The following is a 24,005-nucleotide window of genomic DNA, read 5'->3' on the forward strand; positions in this document are numbered from 1 at the left end:
CTTGCATTACTGCACAATTTGCAGCAATGCAAAATGTGCAGTAAATTCAAACTTGATTGAATAGAAAAAATATAGTGTTTGCTAGAGGAAATGGGTTGGCCTAATACTTGCATAGTACTTAAAGCAAATAAGTAAAGGAGGTTTTGCCATGAGTTTCGAAACTGTAAACAATGTACTTATGCTCAAGTTTGACTTCTTGGCAACAGTTACTGTTGCAACCGTACTTTTAATTTTGGGCAACTGGGCACGCCGTACTTTTCCTGCATTAGAGAAATACTGTATTCCGGCAGCCGTTATTGGCGGTGTGGCTTTTTCCATGCTGGCATGGGGCCTTAAAGAAGCCAATATAGTAACTTTTAAGGTTGATAGTATGCTGCAAACGCCGGCGCAGCTTGTTTTCTTTACTGCCATTGGTCTTGGCGGCAGTCTGGGAATGTTGATGCGGGGCGGCAAATTGTTTGTACTTTATTTGGTGGTTGCCTGTTGGTTAATTGCAATTTTGCAAAACGTAATTGGTGTTGCTACCGCCATGGCAACAGGAATTCACCCAGTCTTAGGAGTTATGGCCGGTGCCGTGTCTTTGGAAGGTGGTCCGGGTAATGCAGCGGCCTTTGGTCCTATGGCAGAAAAATTAGGGGTTCAGGGAGCTACTGTAGTAGGAATTGCTTCAGCAACCTATGGTATTATTGTATCTGGTTTTATCGGTGGCCCACTGGCAAAATGGCTGATTGATCGTAATAAAGTAGCTATTACAACTGACGAAGATAAAGAATTGACAGCCTTACAGGCTTCTCTTGACGCCGAAAAGCGTGAAGACACTATAACCAGTGGAAAAGTAATGGGAATGTTTTCTTTAATACTTGTAATGATGACATTAGGGGCAATAGTAGCCGCCAAAATAAAGGCGCTTACTGGTTTCGATCTTCCAAGCTATGTTGGCGGTATGTTTATGGCTATAATTTTCCGTAATCTTAATGATGTGAAACCAATGATTAAATTGAGTCAAAAATCAATTGACTTAATTAGCGATATCAGCTTGGGTGTTTTCTTAACGATGGCGATGATGTCCTTAAGAATTTGGGAATTGTATAACCTGGCGTTACCGTTGATAATAATTCTAGTTATACAGACCATTTTTGTTATTGCCTTCTGTATCTTCCCGCTGTTTAGAATACTAGGACGCAATTATGATGCTGCTGTTATGTGTGCCGGTATGATTGGCCATAATCTAGGGGTTGCTGCCAATGCCGTAGCGAATATGGATGCCGTGTGCCGCCGCTATGGGGTAGTTTCTCCGAAAGCGTTAATCATCGTGCCGCTGTGCGGCGCAGTGCTTGTCGATATTATCGGTATTCCGAATATCGTATGGTTCATTAACCATTTTGCCAAGTAATTAGTCTGGTAAGGCTCCAAACATTGGAGCTATTGACTGATATGCTAAAATAAAACTTGGCATAATTTACAATAAATAATGAGGAGTGTATCAAATGGGAAAACTTGTTGAATGTGTACCTAATTTTAGTGAAGGACGTCGCCCGGAAGTTATCGCGGCCATTGCTGGAGAGGTTGAAAAAGTAGAAGGTGTTACGCTGCTCAATGTTAATTCCGATGCCAGCCATAACCGTACGGTAGTTACTTTTGTCGGTGAACCGCAAGCAGCGAAACTTGCTGCCTTGAACGCTTGCGCCAAAGCTGCTGAACTTATTAATATGGAACAGCATCATGGTGAACATCCCCGGATCGGCGCTACTGACGTAATTCCGTTCATTCCAGTTAGCGAAATTACCATGGAGGAATGCGTACAGCTGGCAAATGAACTTGGCCAGGAAATTGCCGGAAAACTTAACATTCCCGTGTACATGTATGAAGCAGCGGCCAAAACTCCGGCCCGGGTTAAACTGCCTGATGTCCGTAAAGGCGAATATGAAGGTTTAAAAACTGCTATCGCCGCTCCGGAACGTCATCCTGACTATGGTCCTGCCAAGATGCATCCGACTGCAGGTGCTACCGTTGTTGGCGCCCGTCAATTCTTGATTGCATACAACATCAACTTAAGCACAAGTGATGTCAATATTGCTAAAAAGATAGCAAGTACTATTCGCGAAGCGAAAGGCGGCTTTAAATATTGCCGGGCAATGGGTGTAATGATTGAAGACAGAAATATGGCGCAAGTTACCATTAATATGGTAGACTATACTGGTACACCGCTTCACCGGGTATTTGAAACTGTTAAGTCTGAAGCAGCCCGCTATGGTGTTAATGTAATCGGCAGTGAAATTGTTGGCATGGTACCACTACAAGCACTTATTGACACAGCTGATTTCTACCTGCGGTTTGAAGGGTTTGACCGTAAACAGGTATTGGAAGAAAATATCTAATAGGGTATAAACCGGCCACAGAGGGTTTTCAAATTCTCTGTGGCTCGATTCGACTAAGCAGAAGTTTGGGTGTTCAAATTATTTGAGGCGGTTAACTATCGGAGAGAAAGGGTCGAAAGCAATGTTGATTCAAATGAAAGTTAACGATTTTCTTGAAGAACTGGCGTCAAACTCACCAGCACCGGGAGGCGGCAGTATTTCCGCTTTGGCAGGTTCGCTGGGCGGAGCCCTGGCGGCAATGGTATGCCGTCTGACGATTGGCAATAGTAAGTATGCGGAAGTTCAGAGCGAAGTTGAGGCTATTTTAACCGAAGCTGATCAGCTCAGAGGCGAATTGGCAAGATGTGTAGACGCAGATACCGAGGCTTTTAATAAGGTTATGGATGCCTATAAATTGCCTAAGGCAACTGATGAGGAGAAAGCCGCGAGAAGCAAAGCCATCCAACAAGCAATGCAGCATGCCGCTAATTTGCCGCTAGGTGTGGCCGAATCTTCTTTAAAGGTGCTTAAACTGGCCGGACGGGTACTCTCTATTGGTAACTCTAATGCTGCCAGTGATGCTGCAGTAGCCGGACTTATGGCGCATGCCGGTTTACATGGCGCACTATATAACGTAAAAATCAACTTAGGCAGTATTAAAGATGAAGCATACATAACTGCCACTCAAGCTAAGGTAAAAGAGATCATTGAGCAAGATAACAAACTGCATGCAGAGCTTTTAGCAACTGCTGCAAAAGTTATTGGCTAATAACGAAATCCTCCGGTCATCGACCGGAGTTTTTTTTATTTGAAGGACAATAAACCATAACGTAGAATTTACTATTTAGGTTAATTTTGTAGAACTTGTTAATAATTTTGTTATGTTAACGAAGTTGGTGACTTTTGGTGTGGGACAAAAGTGTGCGGAGGTGAGTTCGATGGCCAAGGTTAGCGTATTTAGTGAAAAGTGCAAGAGTTGTGGTTTGTGTATTGCGGTATGTCCGCAAAAAGTATTAGCTATTGGTGATAAAGCTAATTCCAGGGGATATTACACAATCGTTGCCGCAGAGGAAGAAAACTGCGTGGGGTGTTCCTTGTGTGCCCTCATGTGTCCTGACGTTGCACTGGAAATTTATAAGGAATCATAAGGAAAGGAGCGACTTCTATGGATAAAAAACTGATTAAAGGTAATGAAGCTATTGCTGAAGCAGCTATACAGGCTGGCTGTAAGTTGTTTTTTGGTTATCCTATCACTCCATCAACCGAGATTGTCGAATATCTGTCCAAGCATTTGCCTAAAGCCGGAGGAACGGTGCTGCAAGGTGAAGATGAAATTGCTTCCATTAATATGTGCTATGGAGCCGCCTGTACCGGTACAAGAGTAATGACCGCTTCCTCAAGTCCCGGATACAGTCTTAAGCAGGAAGGCTTGTCATACATCGCGGCAGCTGAACTGCCTGTTGTTGTAGTAAATATTAATCGATCAGGCCCCGGTCTCGGCGGTCTGGGACCAACGCAATCCGATTATTTTCAATGTACTAAAGGCGGCGGACATGGGGACTACCGTCTAATTGTGCTTGCACCATCTAAAGGACAGGAAATGTATGACTACACCATGAAGGCGTTTGATCTTGCCGATAAATATAGAAACCCGGTGCTTATTCTTGCTGACGGTTTTTTGGGGCAAATGATGGAACCGGTGGAATTGAAAGGCACGCCGGCTGCTATATTGCCGGAAAAAGACTGGATAACTGACGGCTGTCGAGGCAGGGCAAAACGTAAGATTGCCAGCTATTCACTGACAAATGAAATCGGCGAACTCAATAATCTTTATTGGGAAGAAAAATATAAAAGTATTAGAGAAGCAGAACAACAATGGGAAGAATTCCATACTGAGGATGCTGAATACCTCATTGCCGCCTATGGCACTTGCGCACGGATTGCTAAAACTGTTGTGAACAAAGCTCGCAAGCAAGGAATAAAGCTTGGGCTTATTCGCCCCATTACACTATGGCCGTTCCCGGAAAAAGCTTTTTTACCCTATAGAAATAGTGTTAAGGGTGTGCTGACTGTCGAGCTAAATACCGGACAAATGATTGAAGATGTTAAACTTGCGCTGGCATGCAGTGTACCTGTAAAACTTCACCGGCGTTTAGGCGGCATGCTGCCGCATGAGGATGAAATATTAGCGGATCTTATCAAACAATTTGATATTCCCGCTGTTCGGGAGGTGTAGCTGTGAAAAAGATTTTTAGTAAGACCACAGGGTTGACAGATATCCCCTTTCACTATTGTCCTGGCTGTACCCATGGTATTATTCACCGCTTGATTGGCGAAGCCATGGAAGAACTTGAAATTATTGATAAAACAATTGGAGTAGCCCCGGTAGGCTGTGCCGGTTTTTCCCTGGATTTTTTTAGCTGTGATTTCGTTGGCGCTGCTCACGGACGGGCGCAGGCCGTAGCAACCGGCATCAAGCGGGCATTGCCGGATAGGCTTGTTTTTACCTACCAGGGCGATGGCGATATTGCCGCCATTGGTACGGCACATGCTATTCATGTGGCGGCTAGGGGTGAAAAGATTACTTCTATCATGGTAAACAACGCAGTGTTTGGGATGACGGGCGGACAAATGGCGCCAACTACCCTGGCGGGCCAAGTAACTACAACCAGCCCTTACGGTCGTGATGCCATGCTGGTTGGTGCGCCCATTGACTTGCCGAAGACGATTGCCACCTTGAACGGTGCAGTATATGTAGCCGCCGTATCAGTAGACTCTCCTAAAAATATTATGCAGGCTAAAAAAGCCATTAAGCGGGCTTTCCAGGTACAGCAAATGGGATTAGGCTTTGCTTTTGTCAGCGTTTTATCCACTTGTCCGACTAACTGGGGATTATCACCGGTGGATAGCCTCAAGTGGCTGCAGGACAACATGCTGCCTGTCTACGAAATGGGTGAACTAAAAGTTCCGGAGGAGGTGAAAGCCCTATGATGGATAAAATTCTTTTAGCCGGCTTTGGCGGTCAGGGAGTCATGTTTATCGGCAAGGTGCTGGCCTATTCCGGCATGCTCGGTGAGCGGGAGGTATGCTGGATTCCGTCCTATGGCCCGGAAATGCGGGGTGGAACAGCAAACTGTTCAGTAATTATTTCCGATGAGGAAATTAATTCTCCGGTTATTAATCAAGCCGACGCCGGAATTGTGCTTAATCAGCCGTCGTATGATAAGTTTTTAGACAGGATTAAACCCGGTGGAACACTGGTAGTTAATAGTTCTATTATCAATTTGACTAAGAAGCGGGATGATATTAAGATTGTGGCTGTTTCGGCCACTGAACTGGCAAATGAAATCGGTAACTCCAGTTTGGCCAATATGGTTTGCCTGGGAGCCTTGCTGCCGGCACTATCGCTTATTAACATGGAAAGTATTACAAAGGCTATGGATGAGGTAGTCGGCAAGAAAAAGCCTGAACTGTACGAACTGAATGTTGCAGCAATTAAAAAGGGACTAGAACGATAATAATCTTGTGCGTGTGCACATAGTCTATTGGGTTTTATCTAAAAATCAATAGGTAAGGTGTCAGCTAACAAGGGACTGAACTCAGTAAGAGTTTCAGTCTCTTTCCTATCCTGATAGAAAGTGTAACTTTCGCCTGGATAAGGGCAACATCGGCTTCCGCTTTCATTACTAATTTTAATGTAAAGTAAAATTTTTTTTATTTGAGAAAAATATGTTTTGGTGTTATGCTGTAATGAAAGCCTCGACTTTCACAGCAATGTGTCAGTAGTAGGAGAGGGTGCCAATGGTAAAGCGTATCTTTTTTTTATTTTGGGGAGTATTCCTGTTTGCGTTAGGTATTGTTTTGACAGTGCAAAGTAATCTTGGAACAGCTCCCTGGGATGTCATGCATTTAGGAGTTACCAACTATCTGCCGTTTACTATGGGGCAAATATCTCAGATAACAGGCGTTCTCGTTATAGCGATAAGCTGGTTGTTAGGGGTAAAACCGGGTTGGGGCAGTCTGGCTAACATGTACTTCATAGGCTTATTTATTGATATTATCATGGCTGGCGGCTGGGTTCCGGTGTTTGATAACTGGATGGCGAGGCTGGGGCTGCTGCTTGCGGGGATTTGGATAATAGGCTGGGCCAGTTACTTTTACTTATCGGCCGCTTTTGGTGCCGGGCCGCGTGACAGTTTAATGGTTGGAGTCATAAAAAAAACAGATTGGCCGGTATGGAAAATACGAACGATTATTGAAACTCTAGTAGCTGTAATTGGTTATTTTCTCGGCGGTCCGATTGGGATTGGAACAATTATTATTGCTTTTACATTAGGGCCGTCCATACAATGGGCATTTAGCATTATGGGTAAACGAGCGCAAGATATTGAGCATGATCCGTTGTTTTACTGGCGAAAACCGGTTACAGAAAGTGATACTGATTAAAAGTACATGAATCAAGATACAAACAAAGGCGGGGTAGTCTTGGGAGAGCAAACTGAACAAGCCAAAGAACGGCTGCAAGGCATAATATCAGCCGTGGGGGCTTATCTTTTATGGGGAATACTGCCGATATACTGGAAACAGATATCGTATGTTCCGGCTTATGAAATTTTAGCGCATCGCGTCATTTGGTCTTTTCTCTTTACGTTCGGAATTATTTTAGTGACACGCACGTTACGCCAGTTTATTGCAGAAACGATGGCCATTGTCCATAACCGGAAAAAATTTATTGGCTTAGTTATTGCCTCTTTGCTTATAAGTGTCAACTGGCTGACCTATATTTGGGCAGTAAACGAAAGCCGAATTGTGGAAACAAGTCTTGGTTATTATATCAATCCGCTTGTCAGCGTTGTATTAGGCATGCTTGTTTTAAAAGAAAAACTGTCGTTTTGGCAGAGTGTATCCTTTGTGCTGGCCGCCATTGGTGTGCTTAATATGACAGTTAATTTCGGCTCTATCCCCTGGATATCGTTAGCATTGGCAGTTTCTTTTGCTTTCTACGGCATGTGCAAAAAGATTCTCAATATTGGTGCGATTACTTCGACGACACTGGAGACGCTTATTGTAATGCCGATAGCGGCGGGGTATATCCTGTACTTATCTTATCAGGGTGTTTCCGCTTTTAGTATCAGTGCTCCGGTGACAGCTGCTTTTCTGTGGGGAGCCGGTGCGGTAACAGCTACGCCGCTCTTGTTATTTGCGGGAGGGGCGAATAGGCTGCCCCTAAGCTTATTGGGCTTTATTCAATATTTGTCGCCCACAATTTCTTTGATGGTAGGGCTATTAGTTTATCATGAAGCTTTTACAAACACGCACCTTGTTTCCTTTAGCTTTATCTGGCTGGCCCTAACGGTGTTTTCCTTAGCTAGAACTAAACCGTTTATCGGAGCTGAGGAATGGATAGCTGGTTTGCTGAAAAAAGAGCAAAGCCAGCAAGATGCCTCCTGATAAGCAGAGAAATACGATATTTCTATCAACATTCAGCTAGACTGCCGGTGAAAGTGTTTTCCGGCAGTTTTCCTTTTACTTTAACATCTAGAAAATAACGGGTATAATAGTAACTAAATTTATTTTTTTGTGAGGTTACCATGAGTAAAACAATAGTGTTAGCAGAAAAGCCCTCGGTTGGGCGGGATTTAGCAAGGGTGTTGAATTGCAACACCAAAGGCAACGGGTATTTGGAAGGATCAAAATATATTGTTACCTGGGCGTTGGGGCACTTAGTAACTTTAGCTGACCCTGAAGCCTATGATGATAAATATAAGGCGTGGCGCTTGGAAGACTTGCCGATGCTGCCCAAGGATCTTAAACTTGTAGTGATTAAACAAACAGGCAAACAATTTAACGCCGTAAAGGAACAACTCAACCGCAAGGATGTAAATGAAATTGTAATTGCCACCGATGCGGGGCGGGAAGGCGAGCTTGTAGCCCGCTGGATATTAGAGAAAGCACATGTTAATAAACCTATTAAACGACTATGGATTTCCTCGGTTACCGACAAGGCAATCCGTGACGGCTTTGCCAACCTTAAACCAGGCAAGAGCTATGAAAACTTATATGCCTCGGCCGTGGCCCGGGCCGAGGCCGATTGGGTGGTAGGCATTAATGCCACCCGGGCGTTAACGACAAAATACAATGCTCAGTTATCCTGCGGACGCGTACAAACTCCGACGTTAGCCATCATTGCTGCCAGGGAGGCTGAGATAAAGAATTTTCAGCCCCGGACGTATTATGGAATCACAGCAGCTGCCGACCGCCTGAAGCTGAGTTGGCAAGACAGCAAAACGAAAGACTATAAGACGTTTGATAAAGAGATCTGTGACAAGATTATTAAGAATATTTCCGGAAAAAGGGCAGAAGTAATTGACGTACATAAAGTCAATAAAAAGAGCTTTTCGCCGGCTCTATATGATTTAACCGAATTGCAGCGGGACGCTAACAAAATATTTGGGTTTTCCGCCAAAGAAACGTTAGCTGTCATGCAAAAACTTTATGAAACCCATAAAGCTTTGACTTATCCGCGTACTGATTCCCGGTATATTTCTACAGATATTGTTGAAACATTAAAAGACAGGGTGAAGGCGTGTGATACAGGTCTTTATTCTAAACAGATTCTAAAGATACTAAGAGGTACGATAAAAGCAGGCAGTCATTTTGTTGATAACAGCAAAGTTTCAGACCACCATGCCATTATTCCTACTGAGCAGCCTGTAGCAGTAAGCACGTTGACTGACAAGGAAAAGAAAATCTATGATTTAGTTGTCAAGCGCTTCTTGGCAGTGCTTTGTCCGCCGTTTGAATACGCCGAGACAACGGTTAGAGCGCAAATTGGCAATGAAATCTTTATCGCAAAAGGCAAAACAATACTCTCCCTTGGCTGGAAGGAGTTATACAGTAATAATCATGATGAGGAGGAGGCGGTTGACGGCATAGTTGAGCAAGTGATTCCTGGCTTAAGAAAAGGAGATATTTTGCCTATTGCTGATGTTAGGCTGACCAAAGGCGAAACTAAACCCCCGGCTCCTTTTAATGAAGCAAGTTTACTGTCGGCTATGGAGAATCCGGCAAAATATATGGCGGGTGAAAGTAAGGCGCTTAAGCAAATTATTGGCGAAACAGGCGGGCTTGGTACTGTTGCTACCCGGGCCGATATGATCGAAAAGTTATTTAGCAGTTTCGTTATTGAAAAAAAAGGTAAAGATATTTTTATAACTTCCAAAGGCAAACAACTCTTAGAACTGGTGCCTGATGAACTGAAATCGCCGGCGTTAACCGCCTCCTGGGAACAGAAACTCAGCACTATTGCCAAAGGCCAATTGCAAAAGCAGGCATTTATTACCGAGATAAAAGACTATACCAAGTCAATTATTATTGAAATAAAAAATAGTCAGGAAAACTTCAAACACGATAACCTTACCCGTACCCGGTGTCCGGAATGTGGTAAGTATTTGCTTGAGGTTAACGGTAAACGCGGTAAAGCGCTTGTGTGTCAGGACCGGGAGTGCGGTTACCGGAAAAATGTAGCCCAAATAACTAATGCCCGCTGCCCTAACTGCCATAAAAAGCTTGAACTCAGGGGCGAAGGAGAAGCCCGTACTTTTGCCTGTGCTTGCGGTTACCGGGAGAAACTTTCCGCATTTAATGAGCGGAAAAAACAAGAAGGTACTACCAAGGTTTCCAAAAAAGAAGTTTCGAAATATCTAAAACAACAGACCTCAGATTCCCAGCCGTTTAATAATGCGCTGGCGGACGCGTTAGCTAAGCTTAAACTGAAGTAAATCAGCTGGTTAAGATTGGTAAAGGCGGTAATTTATGAGTAGGGACATATTAATTATCAGATTAAGTTCAATTGGTGATGTTATCCACTGTACTCCGGTAGCGGAAGCGCTTAAAACCGCGTGGCCCGACTGTAAAATTACATGGCTTGTTGGTGAAGTTTGTGCCGACCTGATAAAATATAACCCCCATGTGGATGAAATAATAATTTGGTCCCGGGAACGATTTGATAAATACGTGAAGGATTGTCAATTTTCCCAAGCCTTTGCCGTATGGAAAGAGTTGAAGAGAGCGTTGGCCAACAGGCCTTTTTATGCTGTACTTGATATACATGGTTTGTTTTTGACGGCGATGATTGCAAAGCAGGTAAAGACTAACCGGCGGATTGGCATGAGTCAGTCGGGGGAGTGCAATCCCTGGTTTATGACGGAAACGGCAGCTCCTAGTGGTCACCATATTATTGACCGGTATTTGAGTGTACTTACTAACCTGGGTATTACTCCTTCTTCCCGGGAAATGACATTGGTGGTGCCGGAAACAGCCAAAAAGTTTGCCAGGGATTACTTACAGGCAGCTAATGTCTGTTCGCTGGATAAACTGGCAGTTTTGGTTCCCGGTACAACCTGGCCAACTAAGAATTGGCCGCCTGAATTATTTACAGCAACAGCACTACAGCTCGCTAAAGACTTCAAAATATTGTTGTGCGGCGGCAAAAGTGAATTGCCTTTGGGGCAGGAAATTGCTGCAAAAGCCGGAGATATGCCGATAATTAATGCAATTGGCCATACCAGCCTGTTAGAGATGGCGGCTCTCTTAGAAAAAGCGACAGTAGTTATTGCCGGCGATACCGGGCCGCTTTATATGGCGGCAGCTCTGGGTACACCTACCGTAGCCATATTTGGGCCTACCAATCCGGAAACATATACTCCGCCAGGCAATAGTAATACCGCGGTATTTAACCAACAACCATGTGCCTATTGTCATAAGACCAAGTGTCCGAAGGGCAAGGCCATTTGCACGAATAGTGTGACGCCTGATCAGGTAGTTAAGCAAGTATACTATGTATTAAAAAAGTTGCGGTAACAACAATACTGATAATCTTCCTGTGAAAAAATACAGGAAGATTATTCTTTTTATGGGGAAATGGATTTTCATGGTAGACAAGCGAGAGGAAAAATCTTATAATTAAATGTGCGTTTAAAATTTTGATTTAAGGTATTGTCTTGCCTATGGGGGGGATATGTTGAGATTTGAGGTTGATGCCGAGAAGCCTACAGTAAATAAAATTATTGAAGCAGCAATACCTTTATTTGCTGCTAAAGGATTAGCTGCTGTTTCTGTAAAAGAATTAGCCGACGCTGCCGGTGTAAATGTCGCCTTGATTTCTTATTATTTCGGTGGAAAGGATAATTTGTATGCTTTTGTACTGAAAAAACAGCTGGCAATACTAGGCGATGCTATGAATAGTATTAGCGACGAAAAAATTTCGCCTGTTATGAAGCTGAGACGTTTTTGCGATATGCTGCTTGATGCAAATAAGAAGATTCCACATTTGGATCGTCTTTTTTTTCTTGAAATTATTAGCCCAACCAAGTATTTCAATACTATTGTGAAAGCTTCTGTTTTCCGGCTGCAGCTGTTTTTGCAGGGGTGCATTAAGGAGGCCATCGCTAGCGGGGAATTTAGGTCAGATATTCAACCGGAATTTGCCGCATTATCTATGATGAAAATATTAAATTTGTCATTTACCGCTCAGAATTTTTTTAGTGAACTGCTACCCGAAGCAGAGAATTTTACCGAACAGTACATGGCACATGCACTGCAAATTTATTTATATGGGGTAACTGGTAAAAGCTTAGATGAATCAAAAATGGGAGGAGAAAACGGAAAGTGAATCAAAAAAGTATTATTTGCTTAACTATACTACTTTTGTTAGTAGTAACAGGCTGCGGTAAACAACAAGCTTCTCGTCCGCCGCAAGAAGTTGCAGTTAAAGCAATGCAGGTTATGCAGCAAACCACACCTGTTACATATGAGTTTGTCGGCGAAATTGTCGCAAAAGATGAAGTACCAATAAAGGCACAGGTATCTGGGAGTATTGCCAGGAAATTAGTAAAGGGTGGCGATACTGTCCGGGCGGGACAGCCATTGTTTGAAATTGATCAGCGTAAATATTTAGCTACCGTAGCCGATGCTCAGGCCCAGGTAGCACAAGCGCAAGCTTCCCTTAGCAATGTTAGCCGCGATGTACGGCGTTATCAAAAGCTGGCAGACCAAGGCGCTATTGCTAACCAAATGCTTGATACTTCTGAGTCGCAAGCTGAACAAATACAAGCCCAGGTGAATGCTTATCAGGCTAAACTTGATCAGGCTAGGAATGATTTAAATGATACACTGGTTGTGTCGCCGGTAGATGGCAAAATCGGCGTGAATGAGTTAAGTGCCGGTCAATATGTCCAGGCTGGCAGCACTGTGATCGCGACTGTTTCAACAGTTGACCCTGTTCAGGTTCGGTTCAGCATGAGTGAAAACGAATATTTAAAGTTTGCGCGAATGGGCAATTCACCTGATGATTGGGGAAAAAATCTGAAGCTTATTCTTAGTGATGGCAGCGAATATCCGGTTGCCGGTCATTTGGATCAGATAGACCGTGGTTTGGCTAATCAGACGGGTACTCTGGCCATGAAAGCGTCTTTCGATAATCCAAATCAACTGTTGGTACCTGGTATGTTTTCCAGAGTAGTGGCTGTTGGTGAAACAAGACAGGATGCCCTGCTTGTTCCGCAACGGGCTGTTCAAGAAATGCTGGGTAAAACCTTTGTCACAGTTGTTGGATCTAATAGCGAAGCTGTAAGCAAGCCGGTAAAATTAGGACCCAAAATAGGTAATTTGCAGATTGTAGAAGAAGGGCTTACAATTCAGGATGTGGTGGTTGTCGAAGGGTTTGCCAAAGCACAACCGGGAAGCCCGCTGAAAGTTACCATGATCGGCCTAAATGATTTAGCTATTCCGGTCGCGAAGTAGGGGGATGGTTCTATGGCAAAATTTTTTATAAACCGACCCATCTTTGCAATAGTCATATCTATCATAATTACATTAGCGGGAAGTATTGCCGCATTTAATCTGCCTGTTGCTCAATATCCGCAGATAACGCCGCCACAAGTCAGTATCAGTACTTCCTATACCGGCGCTAACGCCGATGTCGTTGAAAAAACGGTAGCCCAAGTTATCGAACAGCAGGTTAACGGGGTAGAAGGTGCGGTTGCAATGTCTTCAACCAGCGCCGACTCGGGCCGGTATTCACTCAATGTTAAGTTTGAATTGGGACAAAACCCCGATATGGTAACAATGTATACCCAAAACCGGGTTGCTCAGGCTAATTCCGGACTGCCTCAGGATGTACAGCTGACAGGTGTTACTACGCGTAAGGTTTCACCGGATACGGCATTGTATTTCAGCTTAATTTCTCCTGATAACACCTATGATAGTGTATTTCTCAAGAACTATGGCAGTATCAACGTTATTGATGATATCCGCCGTGTCAAAGGTGTAGGCGATGTTTCTGAATATGGTACTGATTTTAGTATGCGTATTTGGCTCAAGCCGGATAAACTTGCCCAGCTTGGGATAACTGCCGCCGACATTTCGAATGCGATTAAAGAACAAAACATTCAGGCACCGGCTGGTACTATCGGTCAGCTTCCTTCCCCGGCAAAACAGGAATTTCAATACACGGCCAGTGTTCAAGGCCGTCTTGTGACTGAGGATGATTTCAGAAAAGTAATTATCCGTTCGCAGCCGGATGGTTCGGCGATTCATTTAGGTGATATTGCTACCGTTGAATTAAGTGCCAAAGATAATACATTTAAAAGCAGCTTTAATGGAAATGATTCAGTAGTCTTTGCTGTTCAATTGACAACAGAAGCCAATGCGTTAGAGACTATTGCCGGTGTTCATCAAGTTATTGAAGATGCGGCTAAACGTTTTCCTCCAGGCATGGAATATCGTATTCTTACTGATAATACCAAATACATCAGAGAATCTTTGGAGAAGGTTATTCACACTTTTTTTGAAGCTCTGGCTCTGGTACTGGTAATTGTGTATCTATTCCTGCAAAATTGGCGCGCGACTATGATTCCGATGCTGGCGGTGCCGGTTTCTCTCGTCGGAACCTTCGGTGCCTTTGTTTTGCTGGGCTTTTCCATCAACACTCTGACAATGTTTGCCATGGTATTGGCAATTGGTCTGGTTGTAGACGATGCCATTGTTGTTGTTGAAGCAGTTGAGCATCATATGCGTCATTCAAAACTCAATCCGAAAGAGGCAACTATCCGGGCCATGGAAGAGGTATCCGGACCAGTTATCGCGATAGCCTTCGTGCTGGCATCCGTGTTTATTCCGGTAGCTTTTTTCGGAGGTACAACAGGCGTTTTGTATAAGCAGTTTGCGCTTACAATTGCTGTTTCGATGGCCCTGTCAGCAATAGTCGCTTTGTCGCTGACACCGGCGCTCTGCAGTCTTTTACTGCAGCCTTATACGGATGAAAAACCCTCCGGTGTTTTGGGAAGATTTTTTGACCGGTTCAATATGTGGTTTGAACGGATAACCGAAAACTACTCTAATGGTGTAGCGCGCTCTATTCGTAAAGCACGTTTATGGGGCGTAGGGTTGTTAGTAATCTTAGTTTTGTGTGTTGGATTGCTGCGCATGATTCCCTCCACCTTTGTACCGAACGAAGATCAGGGTTTTATGCTATCAGTTGTTAGTTTGCCGGAAGCGGCCAACATGAACCGTACCCGCGCGATTGCTACGCAGGTAGGTGATATTTACCGCTCCCTGCCCGGAGTAGAAAACACCATGGAAGTCGCCGGTTTTGATATTTTGGCCGGTGGTCAAAAGCCAAATGGCGCGATGGTTATTGCCGGTCTGAAACCGTGGTCTGAGCGCACAACGCCGGAATCACAACTGAACGCAGTTATCGGGCAAGCCATGGGTAAAGTAAGTGGTATGCCTGAAGCTACTGTTTTCGCCTTTAACCCGCCTGCCTTGCCGGGTATCGGCAGTGTTGGCGGTTTGACTTTTATGATTCAAGATCGCGGCGGTTCTTCTATGGAAGAAATAAATAATGTCTCACAACAGTTTACTGCAGCCGCCCGGAAACGGCCGGAAATCAGTATGGTTCAGTCAAGTTTTCGCGCCAATACCCCTTCCTATAAATATGAGGTGGATAGGGAAAAAGCAAAAGCACTGGGCGTTCCGGTTCAGGATATATTCACAGCGTTGCAAACTTTCCTGGGTGGGGTTCAGGTCAACGATTTTAATAGATTCGGCCGTACCTATAAAGTTATGTTGCAGGCTGAACCAGAGTTCCGTTCTGATGTCGATGCAACCCGTTTCTTCTATGTACGTAGTTCTGCTGGTACTATGGTACCGCTTAATACCCTTGTTACCCCTGTTTCATCAAGCGGCCAGACTTTGATTAAGCGGTTTAACGGGTATCCCGCCATGCAAATTAATGCCACTACGGCTCCAGGTTATAGTTCCGGCCAAGCTATGACCGCACTTGAAGAAGTAGCGGCTGAAGTATTACCTAAAACCTTTACCTACGAATGGGCTGATTTGAGTCGGGAAGAAAAGCTCTCCAGCGGACATACGCCGGTTATCTTCGGGCTGGCACTGTTGTTCGTATTCTTGTGCCTGGCGGCTTTGTATGAAAGCTGGAATATACCGTTTGCTGTATTATTATCGGTGCCTACAGGCATTTTGGGCTCAGCTCTCTTCATATATGCCCGGGGACTGGAAAATAGCATTTACATGCAAATCGGTCTGGTTATGCTTATCGGTTTGGCAGCTAAAAACGCTATTTTGATTGTAGAATATGCCAAGGTGCGTACTGACAACGGCATGGAACCGGTGCAGGCAGCTATTGAGGCTTCCAAACTGAGGCTGCGCCCGATTCTGATGACATCATTTGCCTTTATCTTAGGTTGTATTCCGCTAGCGATATCAACAGGCGCCGGTGCTGCCGCGCGTACAGCGTTAGGCACAACTGTTGTCGGTGGTATGTTGGTTGCTACAGGCCTTGGAATCTTCCTGGTACCTGTACTATTCGTTGTTATTGAATATAGCCGGGCTAAAATAAAATCATTTAAAATAAGCCGTGCCGGTTGATATGTTAGGTAAAGCTGTTTGGAAAATATGATAATCGAGTAGGAGCTAAATAATTAATTTATTTAGCGACCTCTCACACCACCGTACGTACCGTTCGGTATACGGCGGTTCAATAATTTTAACGTAAATGAAATGCCTCGTATTTCTTCGCTATGTTCATATAGCCTAGAGATTCGAGGTATTTGTCTGTTAGTGTCCTTTGTAAAATAGCACTTCCCGCAACACGCCAATACCCTAACCGTGTATTGGCATACTGCCAAGCTCTATTCCTATCCAGTCCCAGCTTTTGTAGATTCACAAACTTAGTCTGAACTTTCTTCCATTGCTTCCATAGATACATTCGCAGCCTGCGCCGTATCCATTTGTTCATTTCTTTCATGTTATTGCTCATGTTTGCAATGGAAAAGTAGTTCAACCAGCCTGTTGTATATTTCCTCAGTTCTTGCAGTGTGTCTTGGATTGCCCACCCACGACTTCGGTTGGTTATTTCCTTGATCTTCTCTTTGAAACGTTTCAAGACTTTCCCATGCGGACGTATTCCGATTTGTCCCGCTACCTTATGCAATGCAAATCCCAGAAACTTCACCCTCAGCGGACTGCCGATTTGGCTTTTCCGCTGATTTACTTGTAACTTCAAAGTTCCCTCAAGAAATTTCACACAACTCGCCATGACCCGCTTGGCTGCACGTTCCGTCCTGACATAGATATTGCAGTCATCTGCATATCTTACGAACTTATGTCCGCGCTTCTCCAGCAGTTGGTCAAATTTCGTCAGGTAGATATTGGATAGCAGTGGTGACAGGTTTCCTCCCTGCGGGGTTCCCGATGTACTGGGGCTGACTATACCGCCTTCCATGACTCCACTTTTCAGGTATTTCCGGATTAAGACGATGACTCGTTCATCCTTGATTTCTTCACGGAGCATGTTGATAAGCATGTCATGATTTACCGTATCGAAGTACTGCGCCAGGTCAATGTCTACTACTTTCGTGTATCCTGCCCTATAGTATGCTTCGGCTTGCTTTATCGCCTGATGCGCATTTCTGCCTACTCGAAAACCATAACTTCTTTCTGAAAATTTCTTTTCAAAGATGGGCGTTAACACTTGGGTTATGGCTTGTTGTATTAACCTGTCTAGTACGGTCGGTATTCCTAGCTTTCGGGTTCCTCCGTCCGGCTTAGGTATTTCTACCCTTCTCACGGGTTGAGGGGTGTATCTTCCGGTTCGCAGGGATTCAAGAAACTCTTCTTTATTGTCTTTCAGCCACTGCTTCATATCTCCAACCTGCATGCCATCCACTCCGCCTGCACCTTTCTTGCGCAGTACCTGGGCATATGCTGCATTGAGATTGTTTCGGTCTAGTATTTCTTCTAACAGATTTACGCGGTTCTCTTTTGCATCTTCCAGTGTCGTCATGCTCCGCGCTCCCTTGTTACTCTCTGCTTCCAGCATACCCTGGCAAGGGCAGCCCATTTTACTGGTTTTCTGCTCTCTTAACATGACTTCACCTTCCTTTGCTCAAGAACTCGATTATTGTTCAGTCCTTCTCGAAAAACTTCGGTACTATGACCTCTGCTGACTTCTCACAGTAAATCTTATTTCAACCATGCTTCGATTGAGTTATCTTCACATGTCTGTGAGATCTCCCCGGGTAAGAACGCAATCTTTCTCTCCATCTATCTGCCACATTTACAGCGCAAACTTTCGGATAGTTTCGGGCTTCGGTTTGTTATGCAACCTTACCCAGTTTACACTGCCTTATATGTGATTTCTGTTCGTCAGACCAGAGATTTGCCGCCGACTTCCTTCAGATTCCACCTCGCGGTGGACACCCTTGTCTTGAGCTATGCGCTTGGCACTATCTACCCGCGCTCGGGACTTTCACCCGTTAGATTGCGCCCATGCCGGGCGCACATAAAAAAAGGGGTGCACTTAAGTGCATCCCTTTTTTATAAGATAAGAAAGTATAAGTTTTCAGAGGCTGAGGCAGTAGGAATGGCGCGGGTTGCGGAAATAGAGCCGTATGAAAAAAACATACATCGCCAGTATAAAACAGAAGAAAGGGGTCTTACTTTTGGCATTTCCCCAAAAGCCTGCTAAGCAATGTCAAGAGTAAAATGAAAAAGTTTGATGGCTCATCCCTTTTCTTAAGGGCATAGCAAACAAACCATAGCCTAAAGTAGTTATGGCAATCGAGATTTTTTCTAACTTACCTAAACAGCATCATATATTTCTTTCACACGTGCATAGTAAATTCTAAGAAATTTATTCAAACCTGCAATCATGGCCACCTTTTTCGCCTTGCCTTCAGTCACCTTTTTTACTATAAACAAATAGACTGCATTGTCTTCCCTGGGTTTGTGCATGATAAGTGATTTCATGACTTCAAAGCCTGTTTTGCGGAGAAACGGTGATCCTCTCTTGGATATACTTCTTTTCGTACCTATAAAATTTCCTGATTCATAAGGTGGAGAATCGAGACCTGCAAACGCAACTAATGATTTGCCTGAATGAAATCGCCGAACATCGCCTATCTCGGCGATCAAGCGTACTGCTAAGATATTTCCAACACCATGCATCGCACAAACCACGTTGTATTCGGGCAGCTCTTTCGCAAGTTCTTTCATTTGTGCTAAAATGGATTGTAAAGTCTCGCATAGCTGGCGTAAGACTTTTATCGCCTCCAAAAGCAAGGCCGTGGTGGGTGTGCTCTTGGAGGAAGAAGTGGGGATACTGGCCTTGGCTAAAGCATAGATTGAGCATGCTTTGCTTTCATCAGGCCGGTATCCTTTCTTTTTTGCCCACCGACAATAATCCAGTACAAACTGTCTCTCGGATTTGGCCGTAATCCGATCATAATGCTGATAGTGCTCTATAAAGTCCAGCAGCTTGTTCTTAGTCAAATTATCATTACCAGCAGTCCGTACAAGTTCTGTAATTCCTGGCATTGCCCTGTCTAGAAGCATAGTAAGGTGTTGCTTTTGCATCACTTTCAATTTTACATAGTAGGCATAGTTACGGCCCAGGTCTTTTAGTTCGGTATAGGTAGTATCCGATACGGAATAACCAATCAATTTATGCCAGTTTGCCAGACCATAATCAGCAATTTTAACGGCATCGAGTTGATCGGTTTTTCCCTTGCGAAGTGAAAGAGCTGCATATTTCTTTAAAACCAAAGGATTAATTACGGCCACAAAAATACCAGCACGGATTAGCGATTGTACAAGCGGAAGATGATAAATTCCTGTGGCTTCCAGTATAACCTTTGCTTCTTCTTCGAAAGATAGGAGCAAATCGATAAGCTTTTTCATGCTCAATTGAGAGTGTTCTACAAAGAACTGTTGCATAACACGACCATTCTTATTGACGCAAACACGACTACTTCCTTTTGAAACGTCAATCCCAACGCTAATCATCCAGATATCCTCCCTTGATAAAGTCGGTAATTGTTCCATCAACACTTATTGCCACTCAACTTGGTTCGTTACACGAAAGCCTAAAACGGTTTCAACCTGCTAAATCGAATGGATACAACAAGAGGATGGCTGACAGCTTTTGTGGCGGTTGTAGAAAACCTGTAAACAAAATGCCAGGCCAATTACCCTCTTACTGTAAAAGAATAAGTGTAATTGATCAACCATTTTCATGGTTAACAATTACACTTAAATAGTACCAAGTAACAAAAAGTCTAGGCCCGAAGCCTACAAAAGCTGAAAAGCCAGGCGGTACTCCTAAAATCCGTAAACACGCTCAAACAGTACGGATTTCTTAACGGAATACCGCCCGGCTTTTCTCCTTCGGAACGCTTTCTCCGACAAAGGGCCAGGGGTTACGGGAGTTGCCGGGGTTAATGGATTTGAGTACCGAATTTCGGATGTACTCAATACCAAAGGACCTCGTTAGTGGTTTTTCTTATTAACGCCGTTCTCTATTATTTCTGTTTTTAAATTTATCCCACAAATAGCGTCCTGCCATGAATATACCGGCTAGTATTATCACATTGAACAACATGCCCATGAGCGTAGCGAACATGCCGGAGTTACCGAAACCGAACATGCCGCCAAGCATGCTGCCTAAGAGCATACCGCCACCGAACAGACCCGCATTTCGCAGGAAACCACCGGTGTTCGATTGCGGTTGTTGTGCGGTATTCGGCTTGGCAGCAGCAGGTGCTTTTGCATCATAACTTTGGGCCGGAGCCGAAGGTTTATAGCTATTTGTAGTATCTTTAGAAGGAGTTGATTGGGTTGTTGGGGGCTTGGTGGACGGTGAGGAGGTTCTGGACTTGGAACCGCTGACAGCGGCAAAGCTGACTGTGCTAAGTGCGAACATAAATACAAAAGTAAACAATAAAACTTTTTTCATCTGTTTATTCCTCCTTATGCGTTTTTACATCTTCCGGGAATGGATATATTTCCGCTAGTGCAGGTAGTTCTCCTGATAAGTAACGGTCAATATCATGGACATCGATATAAAACGTGCAGGCTACCTCTAGGTAACCTTGCTCTTTTCCATGACTGAGGTCGCGTATGGCCATCAGGCGCTCACGAAGTGCTAAACAATCTTGATGGGATGCCGTTACATTTAGAGTTGCGAGCGGAATTCCATACTCCCGTAAAACGTCTTGCAAGGTCATTCTTTCCGACATTAATAATCACCACTTTGTAAATTTTGCCCTAAAAGCGAGGGTTCGACACCACTAATGTAATATGAAAGTAAAAAAAAGTCAAGGTTAAGAGTTAAAAGGGTGACTGTCGCTCATAACCTTGCTATAATAGTAAAAACAAGAGCTAATTTGACTGGTAAGTGAGGATAATATTTGTGCGTAATCATTTTAAAACCACTGAGAGTATAGTTACACCGCTTGAACCGCGCCGGGTTGAGATTTTGGGTGATGAATGTCTGATTCAGGTGCGGTTTGTGGAGAGTCACAGCCACGCTGCCGGCTGGTCATATGAATATGAATTAGTCGGAGAAATTGGTAAAGTTGAGAAGTTCCTCGTTAGATTAAAGGATATTGAAAAAAAGAGTTAAGCGTGTTTGAGTTGTTGTCTATGAATTAACCATCTGGTAACAGGAACACAAACTAGTAAAATAAACAACAGACGGAATAACTGGTAGGCAACAACAGTTGGCAGATCTGCATTTGCCGACATCGCAGTAAGCGCCATCTCTGACATGCCGCCAGGAGCCATACTGATAAAAGCTGTGACAAATGACATCGGAAATATGTGAGAAAAGGTATAGGCGGCGCCGAGTATGAAAAAAATAACGGACAAAACAGTAAGGAGATTAACTAAAGCGATCGTTTTCCAATTGCCTAAGCTGCCAAAATCAACATCACTGCCCATTTTTATTCCGACAACGATTTGAGCCAAGGAAATAACCGGAGCCGGTAAAGCCGGAGCATCTAAGCCGGTCAAAACCAAAGCCGCTGTGCCTAGTACCGGAATTAAAATATATATATTGGACAAATGTATCCGTTTGGCTATCTTTATTAGTACAATAAGGATTATTGCGATTAACACCAGTAGCTGAAGCTGGTGCATTTCCAAAGGTTTGACCACACGGGCAGCCGGAGTTGCGTGATCAGCAAGTCCATGCAGTGCCAGTAAGGGCACCATGAATACAACAGTAATAACCCGCACGGTTTGCATAAGCGTAACCACCGAAATGTTGGTTCCTTTGATTTCCTCGCAGATAACCGACATCTGAGACAGGCCGCCGGGGATGCTGCCGATCAAACTGTTGGAGAGGCCTACACCGGTATAGCGGCCGGATATATAACCTGTGACTAAGCAGATGGTTATTAATGTCAAGGTCATTGTCAGCATGATTGGCAACTGTTGCAGGACTTGGCTAGCAACCGAGGGCGTAAAAGGACTTCCCATCATGTATCCTAACACTACCATACCCATATTTCGTATTTTTTTTGGCCAAAATACAGGCTTTTTCAAAACTGTTTTCCAAAGAATAGCCATAACTAAAGGGCCTAACGTCCAGGGCAACGGTAGGTGCAGTAGACTGAATAACAGGCCGTTAGCTGCGGCGAGCAAAAAGATAGCTAAATATTGTTTATGCATTTATGTCACCTTCATTAATGTAATGACTATATCTTACCACTTATAAACGAATGTGAAAATACGACAGGCCTAAAACGCAGGCTCTGTCGTATTTTTGTTTTACAACTATAGCAGTTTTCCTAGAATGGAATAATTCCAATTGCCAGTGAAAGTGCCAGCATAACAAGTGATGTTCCAATAGCCCACAGCAGGGTATATTTTTGGAAGTCACCGAATTCAACTCCGCATAAACCGACCAAAAGATAGGTAGAAGCGACAAGTGGGCTTAAAAGGTGAGCGCCTTGGCCGATCAATGAAGCGCGAGCAATTTCCGCAGGGGTTATACCATAGGTTGCGGCAGTTTTAACAAGAATAGGCACAACTCCAAAGTAGAAAGCATCATTTGTCAGGAAGAAGGTGAACGGCAGGCTGGCAAAAGCTGTGATTAGGGCTAGATGCGGCCCCATGGAAGGTGGAATAACAGATACCAGGGAATTAGCCATAGCGTCAACCATCTTAGTGCCGGACATGATACCCATGAATATACCGGCGGCAAATACCATTACAATAACCGGCAGTGCATTGGCGGCATGGGTTGCAATCCGGGCCTGCTGATCTTTTAGTTTCGGATAGTTAATGATTAAAGCCAATGATGTTCCGAGCATAAACAGGACGTTAAGAGGCAGTATCTCTTTGACTAAAGCAGCCATCAGTAAAACAGTCATGCCTAAGTTAACCCAGAATAAGTGCGGACGTTTGAGTTTTTCCGCTTCATCGTCAGCTAACGTAGCGGTAGTGTCTGTGATAGCGTCCTGAATGTGTAGTGTGCCTAGACGGGCGCGTTCTTTTAGACCGATACGGTATGCTACAAACATTACCCAGATCGTACCGGCGATCATTGCCGGAATCAAAGGAACAAACACTTCCGAAGCTTCTAAACTTAGGGCACTCATAACCCTGCCGGTAGGTCCGCCCCATGGCAGGATATTCATAACACCATTTTGCATGATAGCCATAGCAGGCAGGATTAGCGGATGAATACCGATACGTCTATGAACAGCCAGCAAAGCTGAGCAAGTAATCATATATGTGGTTGATCCATCGCCATCAAGTGAGACGATACCGGCTAGTACCGCGGTACCGACAACAACCTTCATCGGGTCGCCTTTGACGGCTTTTAAAATCCGGTTAATTAACGGGTCAAACAGACCAGCATCAATCATAACCCCGAAGTAGAGTATGGCAAAACAAATCATAATACCGGTAGGGGCGACCTTTTTAATACCATCTAGGGACATGGCGCCAAGCTTGGGGCCAAATCCAAGAGCAATACCGAAAGCAAGCGGCACCAACATTAAGGCGGTCATTGCCGAAAGCCGCTTGGACATAATAAGATACATAAAGACAATAACCATTAAGAATCCTGCTACTGCGAGCATGTAAATAATCTCCTCCCTGACTAAAAATTACGACAACTCGCGTCGTTTACGATTTTGAGTATAGAGTATGTCTGTATATAAGTAAAATTCAAACTAGTTATGGCTGGTTATCAAAGAAACTTATAAGAATTTTGAAAACTAAAGAACACCGACACCCTATTGTTAAAGAAAGTATGCCCACGTACCCGAAGGGCAC

The 24,005-nt window shown here is 44.1% G+C and carries 21 protein-coding genes; 15 read left to right on the top strand and 6 right to left on the bottom strand.

Features of this window, described 5'->3' with window-relative positions; all coding sequences use genetic code 11:
- Positions 1 to 148: 148 nt before the first annotated feature.
- From gltS to SRRS_RS09835, 14 genes are all read left to right on the top strand, one after another.
- Complete coding sequence (gltS, locus tag SRRS_RS09770) at positions 149 to 1,393, top strand: sodium/glutamate symporter (protein ID WP_371368345.1); 1,245 nt, start codon at positions 149 to 151, stop codon at positions 1,391 to 1,393.
- A gap of 94 nt (positions 1,394 to 1,487) precedes the next feature.
- Positions 1,488 to 2,378, top strand: a complete 891-nt coding sequence (ftcD, locus tag SRRS_RS09775; protein ID WP_371368347.1) for a glutamate formimidoyltransferase — start codon at positions 1,488 to 1,490, stop codon at positions 2,376 to 2,378.
- A gap of 121 nt (positions 2,379 to 2,499) precedes the next feature.
- A complete protein-coding gene (locus SRRS_RS09780) occupies positions 2,500 to 3,126 on the top strand; it encodes a cyclodeaminase/cyclohydrolase family protein (RefSeq protein WP_371368349.1) in 627 nt (208 codons plus the stop codon).
- 169 nt (positions 3,127 to 3,295) lie between these two features.
- A complete protein-coding gene (locus SRRS_RS09785; protein WP_371368351.1) occupies positions 3,296 to 3,505 on the top strand; it encodes a ferredoxin family protein in 210 nt (69 codons plus the stop codon).
- A 17-nt stretch (positions 3,506 to 3,522) separates the two neighbouring features.
- A complete protein-coding gene (gene vorB, locus SRRS_RS09790) occupies positions 3,523 to 4,593 on the top strand; it encodes a 3-methyl-2-oxobutanoate dehydrogenase subunit VorB (RefSeq protein ID WP_371368353.1) in 1,071 nt (356 codons plus the stop codon).
- 2 nt (positions 4,594 to 4,595) lie between these two features.
- Positions 4,596 to 5,348 (top strand): thiamine pyrophosphate-dependent enzyme, encoded by a 753-nt coding sequence (locus tag SRRS_RS09795; RefSeq protein WP_371368355.1) that lies wholly within the window; start codon positions 4,596 to 4,598, stop codon positions 5,346 to 5,348.
- A complete protein-coding gene (locus tag SRRS_RS09800) occupies positions 5,345 to 5,875 on the top strand; it encodes a 2-oxoacid:acceptor oxidoreductase family protein (RefSeq protein WP_371368357.1) in 531 nt (176 codons plus the stop codon). The genes SRRS_RS09795 and SRRS_RS09800 overlap by 4 nt, the downstream gene beginning before the upstream one ends.
- A gap of 283 nt (positions 5,876 to 6,158) precedes the next feature.
- Positions 6,159 to 6,803: a YitT family protein gene (locus tag SRRS_RS09805; RefSeq protein ID WP_371368359.1), complete on the top strand. Its 645-nt coding sequence runs from the start codon at positions 6,159 to 6,161 to the stop codon at positions 6,801 to 6,803.
- A gap of 39 nt (positions 6,804 to 6,842) precedes the next feature.
- Complete coding sequence (rarD, locus tag SRRS_RS09810; RefSeq protein WP_371368361.1) at positions 6,843 to 7,808, top strand: EamA family transporter RarD; 966 nt, start codon at positions 6,843 to 6,845, stop codon at positions 7,806 to 7,808.
- A gap of 140 nt (positions 7,809 to 7,948) precedes the next feature.
- Entirely contained in the window at positions 7,949 to 10,138 is a 2,190-nt protein-coding gene (locus SRRS_RS09815) for a DNA topoisomerase III (RefSeq protein ID WP_371368363.1), read from the top strand.
- Between the two features lie 34 nt (positions 10,139 to 10,172).
- Entirely contained in the window at positions 10,173 to 11,219 is a 1,047-nt protein-coding gene (locus tag SRRS_RS09820; RefSeq protein WP_371368365.1) for a glycosyltransferase family 9 protein, read from the top strand.
- A 157-nt stretch (positions 11,220 to 11,376) separates the two neighbouring features.
- A complete protein-coding gene (locus SRRS_RS09825; protein WP_371368366.1) occupies positions 11,377 to 12,030 on the top strand; it encodes a TetR/AcrR family transcriptional regulator in 654 nt (217 codons plus the stop codon).
- Positions 12,027 to 13,160 carry an efflux RND transporter periplasmic adaptor subunit gene (locus tag SRRS_RS09830; RefSeq protein ID WP_371368367.1) on the top strand — a complete coding sequence of 378 codons (1,134 nt, stop codon included), beginning with the start codon at positions 12,027 to 12,029 and terminating at the stop codon, positions 13,158 to 13,160. Before SRRS_RS09825 ends, SRRS_RS09830 begins: the two co-directional genes overlap by 4 nt.
- 12 nt (positions 13,161 to 13,172) lie before the next feature.
- Positions 13,173 to 16,307 carry an efflux RND transporter permease subunit gene (locus tag SRRS_RS09835; RefSeq protein ID WP_371368369.1) on the top strand — a complete coding sequence of 1,045 codons (3,135 nt, stop codon included), beginning with the start codon at positions 13,173 to 13,175 and terminating at the stop codon, positions 16,305 to 16,307.
- A 118-nt stretch (positions 16,308 to 16,425) separates the two neighbouring features.
- Here SRRS_RS09835 and ltrA read toward each other — a convergent pair whose 3' ends face one another.
- The 4 genes from ltrA to SRRS_RS09855 all read right to left on the bottom strand — a co-directional run bounded on the left by ltrA (position 16,426) and on the right by SRRS_RS09855 (position 20,956).
- Positions 16,426 to 17,808 (bottom strand): group II intron reverse transcriptase/maturase, encoded by a 1,383-nt coding sequence (ltrA, locus tag SRRS_RS09840; RefSeq protein ID WP_371361643.1) that lies wholly within the window; start codon positions 17,806 to 17,808, stop codon positions 16,426 to 16,428.
- A gap of 713 nt (positions 17,809 to 18,521) precedes the next feature.
- Positions 18,522 to 19,763 carry an IS110 family transposase gene (locus tag SRRS_RS09845; protein ID WP_371369785.1) on the bottom strand — a complete coding sequence of 414 codons (1,242 nt, stop codon included), beginning with the start codon at positions 19,761 to 19,763 and terminating at the stop codon, positions 18,522 to 18,524.
- A gap of 460 nt (positions 19,764 to 20,223) precedes the next feature.
- Positions 20,224 to 20,673: an acid shock protein gene (locus SRRS_RS09850; RefSeq protein WP_371368371.1), complete on the bottom strand. Its 450-nt coding sequence runs from the start codon at positions 20,671 to 20,673 to the stop codon at positions 20,224 to 20,226.
- 4 nt (positions 20,674 to 20,677) lie between these two features.
- On the bottom strand, positions 20,678 to 20,956 hold the full coding sequence (locus SRRS_RS09855; RefSeq protein ID WP_371368372.1) for a hypothetical protein: 279 nt from the start codon (positions 20,954 to 20,956) through the stop codon (positions 20,678 to 20,680).
- Between the two features lie 173 nt (positions 20,957 to 21,129).
- Here SRRS_RS09855 and SRRS_RS09860 point away from each other — a divergent pair, with 173 nt between their 5' ends.
- Positions 21,130 to 21,342 carry a hypothetical protein gene (locus tag SRRS_RS09860; protein ID WP_371368374.1) on the top strand — a complete coding sequence of 71 codons (213 nt, stop codon included), beginning with the start codon at positions 21,130 to 21,132 and terminating at the stop codon, positions 21,340 to 21,342.
- Here the strand turns inward: SRRS_RS09860 and SRRS_RS09865 are convergent.
- Both SRRS_RS09865 and SRRS_RS09870 read right to left on the bottom strand, forming a co-directional pair.
- Positions 21,339 to 22,391, bottom strand: coding sequence for an AbrB family transcriptional regulator (locus SRRS_RS09865; protein ID WP_371368376.1), 1,053 nt, complete (start codon positions 22,389 to 22,391; stop codon positions 21,339 to 21,341). The two genes, SRRS_RS09860 and SRRS_RS09865, sit on opposite strands and share 4 nt — an antisense overlap.
- A 119-nt stretch (positions 22,392 to 22,510) precedes the next feature.
- Positions 22,511 to 23,809, bottom strand: coding sequence for a CitMHS family transporter (locus tag SRRS_RS09870; protein WP_371368378.1), 1,299 nt, complete (start codon positions 23,807 to 23,809; stop codon positions 22,511 to 22,513).
- Positions 23,810 to 24,005 lie beyond the last annotated feature (196 nt).

Origin of the sequence: Sporomusa rhizae, assembly GCF_041428845.1 — a bacterium.
Classification (GTDB): domain Bacteria; phylum Bacillota; class Negativicutes; order Sporomusales; family Sporomusaceae; genus Sporomusa; species Sporomusa rhizae.

Excerpts from the sequence above, each read along its gene's own strand:
- ftcD (WP_371368347.1), top strand. The coding sequence starts at position 1,488 with ATGGGAAAACTTGTTGAATGTGTACCTAATTTTAGTGAAGGACGTCGC.
- SRRS_RS09820 (WP_371368365.1), top strand. The coding sequence starts at position 10,173 with ATGAGTAGGGACATATTAATTATCAGATTAAGTTCAATTGGTGATGTT.
- SRRS_RS09825 (WP_371368366.1), top strand. The coding sequence starts at position 11,377 with ATGTTGAGATTTGAGGTTGATGCCGAGAAGCCTACAGTAAATAAAATT.
- vorB (WP_371368353.1), top strand. The coding sequence starts at position 3,523 with ATGGATAAAAAACTGATTAAAGGTAATGAAGCTATTGCTGAAGCAGCT.
- SRRS_RS09865 (WP_371368376.1), bottom strand. The coding sequence starts at position 22,391 with ATGCATAAACAATATTTAGCTATCTTTTTGCTCGCCGCAGCTAACGGC.
- SRRS_RS09785 (WP_371368351.1), top strand. The coding sequence starts at position 3,296 with ATGGCCAAGGTTAGCGTATTTAGTGAAAAGTGCAAGAGTTGTGGTTTG.
- SRRS_RS09815 (WP_371368363.1), top strand. The coding sequence starts at position 7,949 with ATGAGTAAAACAATAGTGTTAGCAGAAAAGCCCTCGGTTGGGCGGGAT.
- SRRS_RS09845 (WP_371369785.1), bottom strand. The coding sequence starts at position 19,763 with ATGGAACAATTACCGACTTTATCAAGGGAGGATATCTGGATGATTAGC.
- gltS (WP_371368345.1), top strand. The coding sequence starts at position 149 with ATGAGTTTCGAAACTGTAAACAATGTACTTATGCTCAAGTTTGACTTC.
- ltrA (WP_371361643.1), bottom strand. The coding sequence starts at position 17,808 with ATGTTAAGAGAGCAGAAAACCAGTAAAATGGGCTGCCCTTGCCAGGGT.
- SRRS_RS09780 (WP_371368349.1), top strand. The coding sequence starts at position 2,500 with ATGTTGATTCAAATGAAAGTTAACGATTTTCTTGAAGAACTGGCGTCA.
- SRRS_RS09855 (WP_371368372.1), bottom strand. The coding sequence starts at position 20,956 with ATGTCGGAAAGAATGACCTTGCAAGACGTTTTACGGGAGTATGGAATT.
- SRRS_RS09870 (WP_371368378.1), bottom strand. The coding sequence starts at position 23,809 with ATGCTCGCAGTAGCAGGATTCTTAATGGTTATTGTCTTTATGTATCTT.
- SRRS_RS09800 (WP_371368357.1), top strand. The coding sequence starts at position 5,345 with ATGATGGATAAAATTCTTTTAGCCGGCTTTGGCGGTCAGGGAGTCATG.
- SRRS_RS09835 (WP_371368369.1), top strand. The coding sequence starts at position 13,173 with ATGGCAAAATTTTTTATAAACCGACCCATCTTTGCAATAGTCATATCT.
- SRRS_RS09805 (WP_371368359.1), top strand. The coding sequence starts at position 6,159 with ATGGTAAAGCGTATCTTTTTTTTATTTTGGGGAGTATTCCTGTTTGCG.
- SRRS_RS09850 (WP_371368371.1), bottom strand. The coding sequence starts at position 20,673 with ATGAAAAAAGTTTTATTGTTTACTTTTGTATTTATGTTCGCACTTAGC.